General features: G+C 72.8%; 13 protein-coding genes and 1 riboswitch. Of the genes, 10 read left to right on the top strand and 3 right to left on the bottom strand.

Translation table 11 applies throughout. The features are described 5' to 3' along the window. Window positions 1-27: 27 nt before the first annotated feature. The 3 genes from AC27LF_RS12605 to AC27LF_RS12595 form a co-directional block, all read right to left on the bottom strand. Window positions 28-723, bottom strand: coding sequence for a DUF5995 family protein (locus AC27LF_RS12605; protein WP_479656409.1), 696 nt, complete (start codon window positions 721-723; stop codon window positions 28-30). A gap of 152 nt (window positions 724-875) precedes the next feature. Next, entirely contained in the window at window positions 876-2285 is a 1410-nt protein-coding gene (locus AC27LF_RS12600) for a uracil-xanthine permease family protein (protein WP_479656408.1), read from the bottom strand. 414 nt (window positions 2286-2699) lie between these two features. Continuing rightward, window positions 2700-3911 carry an MFS transporter gene (locus AC27LF_RS12595; protein WP_479656407.1) on the bottom strand — a complete coding sequence of 404 codons (1212 nt, stop codon included), beginning with the start codon at window positions 3909-3911 and terminating at the stop codon, window positions 2700-2702. A 144-nt stretch (window positions 3912-4055) separates the two neighbouring features. Between AC27LF_RS12595 and AC27LF_RS12590 the strand changes: the two genes are divergently transcribed. From AC27LF_RS12590 to AC27LF_RS12545, 10 genes are all read left to right on the top strand, one after another. Continuing rightward, window positions 4056-5249, top strand: a complete 1194-nt coding sequence (locus AC27LF_RS12590; protein WP_479656406.1) for an ROK family transcriptional regulator — start codon at window positions 4056-4058, stop codon at window positions 5247-5249. 357 nt (window positions 5250-5606) lie between these two features. Beyond that, a riboswitch (FMN riboswitch) is annotated at window positions 5607-5737 on the top strand. A 149-nt stretch (window positions 5738-5886) separates the two neighbouring features. Beyond that, complete coding sequence (locus AC27LF_RS12585; RefSeq protein ID WP_479656405.1) at window positions 5887-6489, top strand: riboflavin synthase; 603 nt, start codon at window positions 5887-5889, stop codon at window positions 6487-6489. Beyond that, complete coding sequence (locus AC27LF_RS12580) at window positions 6486-7130, top strand: nicotinamide mononucleotide transporter family protein (protein ID WP_479656404.1); 645 nt, start codon at window positions 6486-6488, stop codon at window positions 7128-7130. Before AC27LF_RS12585 ends, AC27LF_RS12580 begins: the two co-directional genes overlap by 4 nt. After that, the gene (locus AC27LF_RS12575; RefSeq protein ID WP_479656403.1) at window positions 7127-8473 is read left to right on the top strand and encodes a bifunctional 3,4-dihydroxy-2-butanone-4-phosphate synthase/GTP cyclohydrolase II; all 1347 of its coding nucleotides are present in this window, start codon (window positions 7127-7129) and stop codon (window positions 8471-8473) included. Before AC27LF_RS12580 ends, AC27LF_RS12575 begins: the two co-directional genes overlap by 4 nt. 20 nt (window positions 8474-8493) lie before the next feature. Beyond that, window positions 8494-8979, top strand: a complete 486-nt coding sequence (gene ribH, locus AC27LF_RS12570) for a 6,7-dimethyl-8-ribityllumazine synthase (RefSeq protein ID WP_479656402.1) — start codon at window positions 8494-8496, stop codon at window positions 8977-8979. 33 nt (window positions 8980-9012) lie between these two features. Beyond that, on the top strand, window positions 9013-9285 hold the full coding sequence (locus AC27LF_RS12565) for a phosphoribosyl-ATP diphosphatase (protein ID WP_007491392.1): 273 nt from the start codon (window positions 9013-9015) through the stop codon (window positions 9283-9285). 86 nt (window positions 9286-9371) lie between these two features. Next, complete coding sequence (hisG, locus tag AC27LF_RS12560) at window positions 9372-10241, top strand: ATP phosphoribosyltransferase (RefSeq protein WP_479656401.1); 870 nt, start codon at window positions 9372-9374, stop codon at window positions 10239-10241. Between the two features lie 22 nt (window positions 10242-10263). Beyond that, entirely contained in the window at window positions 10264-10728 is a 465-nt protein-coding gene (locus AC27LF_RS12555) for a PH domain-containing protein (RefSeq protein ID WP_479656400.1), read from the top strand. Between the two features lie 205 nt (window positions 10729-10933). After that, entirely contained in the window at window positions 10934-12268 is a 1335-nt protein-coding gene (locus tag AC27LF_RS12550) for a hemolysin family protein (protein ID WP_479656399.1), read from the top strand. Beyond that, window positions 12265-13350, top strand: a complete 1086-nt coding sequence (locus tag AC27LF_RS12545; RefSeq protein ID WP_479656398.1) for a hemolysin family protein — start codon at window positions 12265-12267, stop codon at window positions 13348-13350. The genes AC27LF_RS12550 and AC27LF_RS12545 overlap by 4 nt, the downstream gene beginning before the upstream one ends. Window positions 13351-13475 lie beyond the last annotated feature (125 nt).

Here is a 13475-nt window from a genome sequence, read left to right as displayed (position 1 = left end):
CCGGGCAACGCTCGGGCAATGGCCGGATCAGTCCGGTAGGGGGGTGAGCAGCAGCCGGCCCGCGAGGCCGACGGCCGCGTCGAGGCGTTCGGCCAACTCCTCGGCGAGGTCCCCGTACCGGCGCAGCGCCCACAGGGCCCGCGCCGCCGACCAGGCCGCGTCCCGGGCCCGCTCCAGGCTCCAGGAGCCCAGCAGATGGGTGAGCGGGTCGGCGATCTGGAGGAGGTCGGGCCCCGGCATCAGATCCTCCCGGACGCGTTCCTCAAGCGAGACGAGGAGATCGCCCACCCGGTCGAACTCGTCCTCCAGGTCGTCCGGTGCGCAGCCGAGCGTCCGGCAGGTGTCCACCACGGCGAGCGCCAGATCGTGGCCGATGTGTGCGTTGACGCCCGCCAGCGCGAACTGCAGCGGCCGTACGCCCGGATGGCGGCGGAGCTGGAACAGCGGCCGCCAGCAGGCGGGGGCGCGCCGTCCGTCCGCCGCCGCGTCCACCGCGTCCAGGTACCGGTGCGCGAACCGCACGTCCAGCGCGGTCGCGGCCCGCCGGTCGGTGAAGTACCCGGCGTCCAGCCGCCGTTCCACCTCCTCGGTGACGGTGAGGTAGACGCGGTTGAAGACCGCGACCCCGTCCCGGGCCGGCAGGGCGGCGTCCAGGGCGCGCATCCGCGCGACGACGGAGTCCACGGTGTGGACGGACGTCGTGAACTGTTCCAACTGCGCCATGGGGGCAGCGTCCCAGCCCGTGGCCGACCCGCGTGCCGACGGGCCCGGCGCGTCCCCGGAACGGGCGAACCGGCCCGTCGCGCGGGGGTGTGCCACGGGGCGGGCACCGCGGGCCGCGAGGGCGCCGCGGGGAGGTGCACGCCGGAGTTCGCCTACGAACCGGCGCGGTGGCCTTCCCCGTCGGGGTCGGCGCTCTCGTCGTAGGCGGAGGTGCCCTCGTCCAGCAGCGGCCGCTGTCCCTTGAGATGGGCGGGCGCGAAGGCGCGCAGCGCGTGGTAGCCGGTGATGACGACCAGCGTGCCGAGGGCGATCCCGCTCAGCGAGAACGTGTCGGTGAACTTCATGGAGACGTTGCCGACGCCGATGATGATGCCGGCGGCGGCCGGGACCAGGTTCAGCGGGTTGCGCAGATCCACCTCGGCGTGCAGCCAGATCTGCGCGCCGAGCAGGCCGATCATGCCGTACAGGATGACGGTGATGCCGCCGAGCACCCCGCCCGGGATCGCGGCGACGACCGCGCCGAACTTGGGGCACAGGCCGAAGAGCAGCGCGAAGCCGGCCGCGGCCCAGTACGCGGCCGTCGAGTAGACGCGGGTGGCGGCCATCACGCCGATGTTCTCGGAGTACGTGGTGTTCGGCGGGCCGCCGACGGCGGTCGACAGCATCGACGCCACGCTGTCCGCCGAGATCGCCGTGCCGAGCCGGTCGTCGAGGGGGTCACCGGTCATCTCGCCGACCGCCTTGACGTGTCCGGCGTTCTCCGCGACCAGCGCGATGACGACCGGCAGGGCGACCAGGATCGCCGACCACTGGAAGGAGGGGCCGTGGAAGGAGGGCAGTCCGATCCAGTCGGCCTTGCCGACGCCGGACAGGTCCAGGCGCCAGTGGTCGGTGAGCCTGCCGCTCGCGTCCACCGAGTGGATCCGGCCGAAGATCCGGTCGAAGGCCCAGGAGACGACGTATCCGAAGACCAGGCCCAGGAAGATCGCGATACGGGACCAGAAGCCGCGCAGACAGACCACGGCCAGACCGGTGAACAGCATCACGAGCAGCGCCGTCCACTGGTCCTGCGGCCAGTAGGTGGACGCGGTCACCGGTGCCAGGTTGAAGCCGATCAGCATGACCACGGCGCCGGTGACGATCGGGGGCATCGCCGCGTGGATGATGCGCGCCCCGAAGCGCTGCACGGCGAGCCCCACGAGGAACAGGGCGACGCCGACGACGAAGACCGCCCCGGTGACCGTGGCGCTGGTGCCGCCCTGGGCGCGGATGACCGCGGCGACGCCCACGAAGGACAGGGAGCAGCCCAGATAGCTCGGCACCCGGCCGCGGGTCGCGAGCAGGAAGATCACGGTCGCGACGCCCGACATCATGATCGCGAGGTTGGGGTCGAGGCCCATCAGGACGGGGGCCACGAAGGACGCGCCGAACATCGCCACGACGTGCTGGGCGCCGAGGCCCATCGTGCGGGGCCAGGACAGCCGTTCGTCGGGGCGTACCACCGCTCCGGGCGCGGGCGTACGCCCGTCCCCGTGCAGCTTCCAGCGCACGCCGAGGTCCATGGTGAGGTTTCGCTTTCCCTGTACGTGAAGTGGATCCACCCCATTGTCAGGGCTACGTGCGCCCCAAAGGGGCGCGGGGAACTGCGCGCTCAGCCCCCACAGTGCCGCACCGGGCCGACGGCGTGCTGTGCCTCGAAGGGGCGCGGGGAACTGCGCGCCCAGCCCCCACAGTGCCGCACCCGACCGACGGCCAGCAGTGCCCCGAAGGGGCGCGGGGAACTGCGCGCTCAACCCCCACAGTGCCGCACTGGGCCGACGGCGTACTGTGCCCCGAAGGGGCGCGGGGAACTGCGCGCTCAACCCCCACAACGCCGCACCCGGCCGACGGCATCCCGTGTCACGGCGAGCGCGACAGCAACCGCTGGGGCCGGCCGCCGTGACGCGCCCGACGGGCGCCGGGGGAGGAGCGGGGGTTCAGGGCCGTGGCTCGGGGACCGCCGCCGCGGGGCGGCCGACCTCCGTCCGGCCCCGCCCGCCAGGGCCCAGCACGCCCGCGAACACCGCGAGCCCGCACGCCAGCACGGTCACCAGGCAGAACGACACCATCAGGCTGGTCGCCTGGGCCACCCCGCCGATCAGGCTGGGCGCGATCAGGCCCGAGGTGTACGTGATGGTCGCCACGCCCGCGATGGCCTGGCTCGGATTGGGGCCGCTGTGCCCGGCCGCCGCGAAGCACAGCGGTACCACGACCGCGATGCCGAACCCCATCAGCGCGAACCCGGTCATCGCCACCGCCGGATGCCCCGCGATCACGATCAGCAGACCGCCGCCCGCGGCGAGTACCCCGCCCGCCCGGACCGTGCGCACCGCGCCGAAGCGGTTCACCACTGCGTCCCCGGCGATCCGGGCGATCGCCATGGTCAGCATGAACCCGGTCGTCGAGGCCGCGGCGAGCCCGGCGGAGCTGTCCAGCCGGTCCCGCAGGAACACCGCCGACCAGTCGAGGCTCGCGCCCTCCGCGAACACCGCGCAGAAGCCGACCGCGCCGATCAGCAGCGCCGAGCGGGGCGGCAGCGCGAACCGCGGCGGCGGCTCCTCGTCCTCGGCGGGCTTGAGGTCCAGCACCCAGCCGGCGGCCAGCACACCGAGCAGCGTGAGCACGGCCGCCGCGAGCCCGAAGTGCAGCCGCGCGTCCGAGCCCAGGTGCGCGGCGAGGGTGCCGGCGGCCGAGCCGATCAGGGCACCCGCGCTCCACATGCCGTGCAGCCCCGAGATGATCGACTTGCCGAGCAGCCGCTCCACCTCCACCCCGAGCGCGTTCATCGCCACGTCGGCCATGCCGGCGCTCGCGCCGTAGGCGAACATCGCCAGGCACAGCGTGTAAAGGTTCGGCGCGAGGCTCGGCAGGATCAGCGCGAGCGTCCACAGCGCGATCAGTCCGCGCAGCGCGGTCCGGCTGCCGAAGCGATGGCTGATCCGGCCCGCCACCGGCATCGAGCACGAGGCGCCGAACGCCGTGAAGGCGAGCGCGAACCCGAGTTGTCCCGCGCCCAGGGAGGCATGGTCCTGGATCCAGGGCACCCGGGTCGCGAACGAGCCGGTGACGGCCCCGTGCACGGCGAACACGGCCGCTACGGCGTACCGGGCGCGTCTCACCTCACCTTGCGCGTAGCGCACGCCGCTCATCTTCCGGCCCCTCCCTGGACGGTCGCCCCGCTGTCTCGGGCCGTAAACTATCAGGGACCCTGCCTGATAGATAGGGAGTATCGTCGCCGTCCCGGCACGCAGCGGCCGGCCGGCCGGCTCCGCCGATCTGGGAGGATTCCCGTCATGCCCGCATCCCCGAGCACCGCCCGGGCCATCAACGACCGGCTCGCCCTGCGGCTGCTACAGGAGGAAGGCCCGCTCACGGCAGGGCAGTTGAAGCAGCTGACGGGGCTGTCCCGGCCGACCGTCGCCGACCTCGTCGAGCGGCTGACGGACCGCGGCCTGATCACGGTCGTCGGCGAATCGGGTGAGCAGCGCCGCGGCCCGAACGCCCGGCTCTACGGCATCGTCGCCGACCGCGCCCACCTCGCCGCGCTCGACGTCCGCACGGAGGGCGTCTCCGTGCTGGTGTCCGACCTGCTGGGCCGGGTGCTCACCGAGGCGTCCCTGCCCATCGCCGGGGACATCGGGACCGGGCCCGCGGTGGAGCAGGCGGTGACGCTCGTGGAGCGGGCCGCGAAGGAGGCCGGCGCCGACCGGCTGCACACCGTCGGCATCGGCGCACCGGGCCTGATCGATCCGGCCACGGGCGAACTGCGCGACTCCTCCGGCCTGCCCGCCTGGCACCGGCGGCTGGTCGCGGCCCTTCAGGAACGCCTGCCCGAGGCCCGGGTCAGCGTCGAGAACGAGACCAATCTCGCCGCCGTGGCCGAACAGCGCGAGGGCGCCGCCCGCAACCGCGACACCTTCGTCCTGCTCTGGCTCGGCCATGGCGCGGGCGCCGCCGTCGTCCTGGACGGCACCCTGCGCCGCGGCGCCTCCGGCGGCACCGGCGAGATCGGCTTCCTGCCGGTCCCGGGCACCGCGACGCTGCCCTCGGCGACGGACTGCGAGGGCGGCTTCCACTCCCTGGCGGGCGCCGCGGCCATCGAGGCGCTGGCCGACGCGTGCGGGCTGACCGGCGCCGCCGACGACACGGACGGGCCGCGCGCCGCCGGCCTGGTGCGGACGGCCGTGACCGGGGCCGCCACGGCGGTCGCCGACCGCTTTCTCGCCGCCCTCGCCGACCGGATCGCCATCGGCGCGGCCTCCGTCGTCGCCGTCCTGGACCCGGGCTGTGTGGTCCTCGGCGGAGAGGTCGGCCAGGCCGGCGGCGACCCGCTCGCGGACCGGGTGCGGGACCGGGTGCGGCGGATGTCGCCGCTGGCCACCGACGTACGGCCGAGCACCCTCGGCGGCGCGGCCGTGCTCCGCGGGGCCCTGCTGACCGCCCAAGAGCGCGCCCAGGACGACCTGTTCACGCCGGCGGACCGCTGATCGCTCCGCGGGATGGGCCGGGAGGTGCCGTCGTTCGTCTGCGGCGTCGTCGTGGTCGGTCGCGCAGTTCCCCGCGCCCCTTTCGGGGCGCTTCGCCGCCGTCGGTCGGTGTGCTCAGGGTGGCGGCCCGGCGGCGGGCAAGGGCCGTCGTCACCGCCACCGGGCCCGCCCGCACCCTAAAAGGACTAGACCAGTAAGGTCAATGGGTGTGAATCACGGTCAGGTGTCGTCCCGGACAGGCGAGTTGACCTAGGGCGGCCCAGCGGCCGAGCCCGGCGCGCCGCGCTGTGAGCCACCCCACACGGCGGCCCTGTCGGGACGGGGATCCGCCGTGGCACACTGGGCATGTACCAGAAGCAGCGCACTCCGGGGTCGGTGAAAGTCCGAACCGGCGGTTACAGTCCGCGACCCGGTCGCTTCCAGCGACCGGTTGACCAGGTGAAATTCCTGGACCGACGGTTAAAGTCCGGATGGGAGGCAGTGCGCGGCGGGCGGGCATCCGTGCACGCCGCCGTCCTGGGACGCGTCCCCCGCGGACGGGTCCGTCCGGCGTCGTTCCCCGAGTGCTCATCCGCTTCTTCTGTCGTCATCGACAGGCCCCGGAGTCCGTGCCCGAAGAGGCAGGAGGACCCGGGAAGTGTTCACCGGAATCGTCGAAGAGCTGGGTGAAGTCACCGCCGTCGAGAACCTGGGCGATGCCTCCCGCTTCCGGCTCCGCGGACCCGTCGTCACCAAGGGCGCGCGGCACGGCGACTCCATCGCCGTGAACGGGGTCTGTCTCACCGTCGTGGACCACGAGGGCGACGAATTCACCGCCGACGTCATGGCCGAGACGCTGCACCGCTCCAGCCTCGGCGTCCTCACCGTCGGCTCCCGTGTCAACCTCGAACGCCCCACCGCCGTCGGCGCGCGCCTCGGCGGGCACATCGTGCAGGGCCATGTGGACGGCACCGGCGAAGTCCTGGAGCGCACCCCCTCCGACCACTGGGAGATCGTGAAGATCTCCCTGCCCGCGGACCTCGCCCGCTACGTCGTCGAGAAGGGCTCCATCACCGTCGACGGCATCAGCCTCACCGTCGTGGCGGCGGGCGACGACCACTTCACCGTCAGCCTGATCCCGACCACCCTCGCCCTGACCACGCTCGGCCACAAGCAGCCCGGCGACCCGGTCAACCTGGAGGTCGACGTCATCGCCAAGTACGTCGAGCGGCTGCTCGCGAGCCAGGGGGCGACCCGGTGACCTGGCTCAACTCACAGGCGTTCACCCTCTTCGGCCAGCACATCAAGTGGTCCGACATGATCGGCAACGTGATCGGCCTGGCCGGTCTCGCCTTCGGCTGGCGCCGCTCCCTGTGGAGCTGGCCGACGCAGTTCCTGTCCGGGCTCGTCCTGTTCGCCGCGTTCGCCACCGCCCACCTCTCCGGCAGCGCCGGCAAGCAGGTCGTGGTCATGGTCGTCGCCGGCTACGGCTGGTGGCAGTGGAACCGCGGCTCCGCCCGGGGCGCGGACGGCCACATCGCCGTACGGTTCGCCACCTGGCGCGAGCGGGCCGCCCTGCTCGCCGCCGCGGCCGTCGGCACCCTCGCCGTGTCCGGCCTGTTCCACGCCTACCCCTCGCTGTCCTGGGACCCCTGGCCGGACGCCTACATCTTCGTCGGCACCGTCGTCGCGATGTACGCCCAGGCGCGCGGCATGGTCGAGTTCTGGCTCGCCTGGCTCCTGGTCGACGCCGTCGGCGTCCCGCTCAACTTCGCCAACGGCTTCGCCTTCTCCGGCTTCGTCTACGTCATCTACGGCGCACTGGTCCTGTGGGGCCTGCGCGACTGGTGGCTGCGCTCCCGCAGGGACGCGCGGCCCGTCCTGGAAGGAGCGCCCGCATGACCACGGCACCGATCCTGTACGGCACCGACGCCACCGACGGCACCGACACCGTCGAGGAGATCGCCCTGGACCCGATCGAGCAGGCCGTCGCGGACATCGCGGCCGGCCGCCCCGTCGTGGTCGTGGACGACGAGGACCGGGAGAACGAGGGCGACCTCGTCGTCGCCGCCGAGAAGGCGACCCCCGAGATCATCGCGTTCATGATGAGCGAGTGCCGCGGACTGATCTGCGCCCCCATGGAGGGCGCGGAACTCGACCGGCTCCACCTCCCGCAGATGGTCGAGGACAACACCGAGTCCATGAAGACCGCGTTCACCGTCTCCGTGGACGCCTCCGCCGAGCACGGCGTGAGCACCGGGATCTCCGCCGTCGACCGCGCCACCACACTCCAGCTGCTGGCGAGCGGCAAGGCCGAACCGGACGACCTGGTACGCCCCGGCCATGTCTTCCCGCTGCGTGCCCGGCCGGGCGGCGTCCTGGTACGCCCCGGCCACACCGAGGCCGCCGTCGACCTCGCCCGGCTCGCCGGGCTGCGGCCGGCCGGCGCGATCGTGGAGATCGCCGGCGAGGACGGCCGTATGCTGCGCCTGCCCGAGCTGATCCCGTTCGCCCGCAAACACGGACTGACGATTATCTCCATCGAGGGCCTGATCGCCCATCTGCGCGCCGCCGCGCCCACCGCCCCGGCCCAGCGGCGCGTGCCCGCGCCCGGACCCGCCGTCCGCCGCGAGGCCGAGGTCGGCCTGCCCACCCGGCACGGCACCTTCACGGCCTACGGCTACCGCTCCACCGCCGACGGCGTCGAACACGTCGCCCTCGTCCACGGCGAACTGGGCGACGGCGAGGACGTCCTGGTCCGCGTCCACTCCGAATGCCTCACCGGCGACGTCTTCGGCTCACTGCGCTGCGACTGCGGCCCGCAACTGGACGCCGCCCTGGACCGGATCAGGGACGAGGGCCGCGGCGTCGTCGTCTACCTGCGCGGACACGAGGGCCGCGGCATCGGCCTGCTGTCCAAGCTGCGCGCGTACGCACTCCAGGAACGCGGCCGGGACACCCTGGACGCCAACCTCGAACTCGGCCTGCCCGCCGACGCCCGCGACTACGGCGCCGGCGCCAGGATCCTGGACGACCTCGGCGTACGCAGCGTCCGTCTGATGACCAACAACCCCGACAAGACCGACGCGCTGCTGCGCCACGGCATCAAGGTCACCGGACGCGAGCAGATGCCCGTGCAGGCGGGCGAACACAACCTCCGCTACCTGCGCACCAAGCGGGACCGGATGGGCCACGACCTGCCCTGGCTGGACGCACCGGCCGGGTCGGGCTGCGGCAACCAGTAGAAACAGCACTGAGGAGACACGTGAGCGGCAAGGGTGCACCGGAACTGTCCGTGCGGAACGTCGGCGACCTCAGGGTCGCCGTCATCGCGGCGCAGTGGCACGAGAAGGTGATGGACGGACTGGTGAACGGTGCCCTGCGCGCCCTGAACGACCTGGGAATCGACGAGCCCACCCTGCTCCGGGTCCCCGGCAGCTGGGAGCTGCCGGTGGTCGCCAAGGTGCTGGCGGGCCGCGGCTACGACGCGATCGTCGCCCTCGGCGTCGTCATCCGCGGCGGCACCCCGCACTTCGACTACGTGTGCCAGGGCGTCACCCAGGGCCTGACCCAGGTGTCGGTCGAGACCGGCGTACCCGTCGGCTTCGGCGTGCTGACCTGCGACACCGAGGAACAGGCCGTGGACCGGGCCGGCCTTGCGGGCTCCCGGGAGGACAAGGGACACGAGGCGGTGACCGCCGCCGTCGCCACCGCGGCCACACTCCGCTCGGTATCCGAACCCTGGCGCTGAGGAGTCCCCGCAACCGCGTAGGGTGGGACCACCATGTCCAAGAAGACGTTCGAGGAGCTGTTCACCGAGCTCCAGCACAAGGCCGCCCACGGCGACCCCGCGACCTCCCGCACCGCCGAACTGGTCGGCAAGGGAGTCCATGCCATCGGCAAGAAGGTCGTCGAGGAGGCCGCCGAGGTCTGGATGGCCGCCGAGTACGAGGGCAAGGAGGCGGCCGCCGAGGAGATCTCCCAGCTGCTGTACCACGTCCAGGTGATGATGGTGGCCCGCGGCATCTCCCTCGACGACGTCTACGCCCATCTGTAGGCCCGAACGGCCGAGCCCGCCACGGGCACCCACACCCCCCGCAGTTCCCGTACAGCCCCTCCCGTCACACGAAGGAAGCCGACCTCATGCTGCGCATCGCCGTCCCCAACAAGGGTTCCCTGTCCGGCCCTGCGGCGGACATGCTGCATGAGGCCGGCTACCGGCAGCGCCGGGAGTCCAAGGAACTGCGGACCGTCGACCCGACCAACGAGGTCGAGTTCTTCTACCTCCGCCCCCGCGACATCGCGATCTACGTCTCCTCCGGCCGCCTCGACATCGGCATCACCGGCCGCGACCTGCTGGTCGACTCGGGCGCCAACGCCGAGGAGATCCTGCCGCTCGGCTTCGCCCGCTCCACGTTCCGCTACGCCACCAAGCCCGGCACCGCGTCCGGCGTCGCGGACCTGAGCGGCAGGACGGTCGCCACCTCCTACGAGGGCATCGTCGCCAAGCACCTCGCCGACCAGGGCATCGACGCCTCCGTCGTGCACCTCGACGGCGCCGTGGAGACCGCCGTCGAACTCGGCGTCGCCGAGGTCATCGCGGACGTCGTGGAGACCGGCACCTCGCTGCGCAACGCCGGCCTCGAAGTCATCGGCGAGCCGATCATGAAGTCCGAGGCCATCGTCATCCGCCGCACCGGCGCGAGCGCCGACGGTGCCTGCGATGATTCAGTCGAGCCGAAGGTCCAGCAGTTCCTGCGCCGGCTCCAGGGCGTCCTGGTCGCCCGGACGTACGTGATGATGGACTACGACTGCCGCGCCGAGCACCTGGAGCAGGCCGTCGCCATCACCCCCGGCCTTGAGGGCCCGACCATCTCGCCGCTGCACAACGAGGGCTGGGTCGCCGTCCGCGCCATGGTCCCGGCCGAGGACGCCCAGCGGATCATGGACGACCTGTACGACATCGGCGCGCGGGCCATCCTGACCACGGCCATCCACGCCTGCCGCCTCTGACCGCCGAGGAGGCAGCACCCGCATGTCCGCGCCGCCCGAACCGCCCACCCTGCCCGTCACCTTCCGCCCGCACCTGACCCGGGTGATCCTGCTCACCGCCGGAGTGGCCATACTCCTGGTGATAACCGGGGTCGCGCTGGCACTGGAACAGCTCGGCCCGGGAGAGCGGCTGAGCTTCGTCCTGACCGGGGCACTGATCTTCTGGGTGCTGGCCCAGCTCGCCCGGGTGAAGGTCGTCGCCGACGAGTCCGGCGTCACCGTCGTCAACATCGCCGGCAGGCGGCGCCTGGAGTGGGCGCAGATCCTCCGGGTGAACCTCCGTCCGGGCGACCCCTGGGTCTTCCTCGACCTCAGCGACGGCACCAGCCTGCCCGCGCTCGGCATCCAGCCGGGCATCGCCAAACAGCGGGCCATCGCCGACGCGAGCGCCCTGCGGGCGCTCGCCGAGGCCCGCGCCGGCCAGGGCCCCGACCGACATCAGGGCTGACTCGGGGCCGTCCACCCTGCCGCGGCGGCCGGTGTCTTGATTAATCTGGTGGGCGGAGGCGTTCCCGTTGTGCCTCCGCCCCCGCCGCGCCGCCCGGCGCACAGGGGTTCCTGCTACCCGAGGAGTGACCCTCTTAGGCGATGGACGGATCGTCCTGTAGTACCTGCGCCGCCCCCTCCCGACATACCGCGGAGGCGGCGGCATCATGACCACCCCCCTGCTGCTCCTGGCAGCCGCATTCCTGCTGATCCTCGCCAACGGCTTCTTCGTCGCGGCCGAGTTCGGCCTGGTGACGGTCGAGCGGCCGGACGCCGAGAAGGCCGCGGCCGAGGGCGACCGGCGCGCCCGCAGGGTCGTCGACTCGCTGCGCGAGCTGTCCTTCCAGCTCTCCGGCACCCAGCTCGGCATCACCATCACCTCCCTGGTGGTCGGCATGCTCGCCGAACCGGCCCTGGCCGAGCTGCTGAACGGCCCGGTCACCGCGACCGGCATCCCCGACGGCGCCGTCCCCGGCGTCGCCGTCGTCGTCGGCATGCTGCTCGCCTCCGCGATCCAGATGGTGATCGGCGAACTCGTACCGAAGAACTGGGCGGTGTCCAGGCCGTTGCAGGTCGCGCGGTTCGTCGCGGGCCCGCAGCACCGGTTCGCCCGCCTGTTCCGCCCGGTGATCGCCGCGCTCAACGCGGTCGCCAACCGGCTGGTGCGCGCCCTCGGCGTCGAACCCACCGAGGAACTGGCCTCCGCCCGCACCCCCGGCGAGCTGGTCTCGCTGGCCCGGCACTCCGCCCGCGCGGGAGCCCTGGAACAGGACACCGCCGATCTGTTCGTGCGCACCCTGTCGCTGGGTGAGCTGACCGCGCAGCACGTCATGACCCCGCGGGTGAAGGTCAGCGCACTCCAGTCCTCGGCCACCGCCGAGGACGTCGTCAACCTCACCCGGGCCACCGGGCTGTCCCGCTTCCCCGTCTACCGGGAGAAGATCGACGAGATCGTCGGCATGGCCCACCTCAAGGACGCCCTGGCGGTCCCGCCGCACGAGCGGCTGCGCACCCCGGTCGGCCGGATCGCCCACAAGGCGCTGCTGGTACCGGAGACCCTGCCCGTGCAGCCGCTGCTCGCCCGGCTGCGCAGCGAACAGCCCATCGCGGTCGTCGTCGACGAGTACGGCGGCACGGCGGGCGTGGTGACCCTGGAGGACATCGTCGAGGAACTGGTCGGCGAGGTCCGCGACGAGCACGACGGCCAGGACCTTCCCGAGCTGGCCGTGGCGCCGCCCGAGGACGGCAGGCCCGCCTGGGACGCCGACGGCAGCTGCCGCGTCGACGTCCTGCGGCGGATAGGTCTCGACGTGCCCGAGGGGCCGTACGAGACCGTCGCGGGCCTGGTCGCCGATCTGCTCGGCCGTATCCCGGCACCGGGCGACCGGGCCGAGCTGCCCGGCTGGCGGCTGTCGGTGCGCCAGGTCGGCCACTACCGGGCGGAACGGGTCCGGCTGGTGCGCACCGCCCCCGTGGCCCCGGTCCCGGAGGCGGTCCGATGAGCCTGCTGCAACTCGTCTTCGCCGCGCTGCTGGTACTCGCCAACGGCTTCTTCGTGGGCGCCGAGTTCGCGCTGGTCTCCGTGCGCCGCAGCCAGATCGAACCGCTCGGCAGCGCCCGGGCCCGCCAGGTGCTGTACGGCCTGGAGCACCTGCCGCAGATGATGGCAGCCGCCCAGTTCGGCATCACGGTCTGCTCGCTGACCCTCGGCGCGGTCGCCGAGCCGACGGTGGCTCATCTGCTGGAGCCGGTCTTCGAGTGGATCCATCTGCCGCACGGCATGATCCACCCGCTCGGCTATGTCATCGCCCTCGCCGCGGTGGTCTTCTGCCACCTGGTGATCGGCGAGATGGTGCCGAAGAACCTGGCGATGGCGGCGCCGGAGAAGGCCGCGCTGTGGCTCAGCCCCGGTCTGGTCGCCTTCGCCCGGCTGTGCCGGCCGATCACCGTGGCGCTCGGCGCCTGCGCCCAGGGCATTCTGCGGCTGTTCCGCGTCGAGCCCAAGGACGAGGTCGAGGCCGTCTTCACCAGCGTGCAGCTGGGCCGCCTCGTGGAGGACTCCGGTCAGGCCGGGCTGCTCGACCCCGAGGAGCAGGAGCGCCTGGAGGACGCGCTGGAACTGGGCTCGCGCCCGGTCACCGACGTGCTTCTGAGGCGCGAGTCGCTGGTGACGGTGCCCCCGTCGGTCACGCCCGGGCAGATCGTCCGGCTGACCGCGCGGACCGGCTTCTCCCGCTTCCCGGTCGCCGCGGAGACCGGCGCCTTCATGGGCTATCTGCATGTGAAGGACGTACTCGACCTGGAGGACTCCGAGCGTGCCGTGCCCCAGCAGGTGTGGCGCCCGATGACCACGCTCCGGGCCGAACTGCCGCTGGATGACGCGCTCACGGTGATGCGGCGGGCCGCCACCCACCTGGCGCAGGTGGCGGACGCGTCCGGCCGCATCCTCGGCCTGGTCGCGCTGGAGGACGTGCTGGAGCTGCTGGTCGGCGAGGTACGCGATCCCGCGCACCGGCAGGCCGCCGGGCCCAGGCAGACTCAGTCGCGGGTGAGCGGCGAACCGGAGGGGGCGCTGGCCGGTTGAGCCGGGCGCGCGCGGTGCTACGCGGGTCACCGGCGAGCCGGTCGTCGTCCACCCCGGCGGTGGCGAGTCCTGGGATGGCGTGGCCCATGCCCGGGAGGGCCGCGTCGGCTTCCGCGCGCGGCGGG

The sequence above is a fragment of the Streptomyces diversicolor genome (genome assembly GCF_057537855.1).
Note: the sequence above shows the minus strand (reverse complement) of the source record. Positions and strands in the feature narration are given on the sequence as shown.

Excerpts from the sequence above, each read along its gene's own strand:
- AC27LF_RS12605 (WP_479656409.1), bottom strand. The coding sequence starts at position 723 with ATGGCGCAGTTGGAACAGTTCACGACGTCCGTCCACACCGTGGACTCC.
- AC27LF_RS12600 (WP_479656408.1), bottom strand. The coding sequence starts at position 2,285 with ATGGACCTCGGCGTGCGCTGGAAGCTGCACGGGGACGGGCGTACGCCC.
- AC27LF_RS12595 (WP_479656407.1), bottom strand. The coding sequence starts at position 3,911 with ATGAGCGGCGTGCGCTACGCGCAAGGTGAGGTGAGACGCGCCCGGTAC.
- AC27LF_RS12590 (WP_479656406.1), top strand. The coding sequence starts at position 4,056 with ATGCCCGCATCCCCGAGCACCGCCCGGGCCATCAACGACCGGCTCGCC.
- AC27LF_RS12575 (WP_479656403.1), top strand. The coding sequence starts at position 7,127 with ATGACCACGGCACCGATCCTGTACGGCACCGACGCCACCGACGGCACC.
- AC27LF_RS12565 (WP_007491392.1), top strand. The coding sequence starts at position 9,013 with ATGTCCAAGAAGACGTTCGAGGAGCTGTTCACCGAGCTCCAGCACAAG.
- hisG (WP_479656401.1), top strand. The coding sequence starts at position 9,372 with ATGCTGCGCATCGCCGTCCCCAACAAGGGTTCCCTGTCCGGCCCTGCG.
- AC27LF_RS12555 (WP_479656400.1), top strand. The coding sequence starts at position 10,264 with ATGTCCGCGCCGCCCGAACCGCCCACCCTGCCCGTCACCTTCCGCCCG.
- AC27LF_RS12550 (WP_479656399.1), top strand. The coding sequence starts at position 10,934 with ATGACCACCCCCCTGCTGCTCCTGGCAGCCGCATTCCTGCTGATCCTC.
- AC27LF_RS12545 (WP_479656398.1), top strand. The coding sequence starts at position 12,265 with ATGAGCCTGCTGCAACTCGTCTTCGCCGCGCTGCTGGTACTCGCCAAC.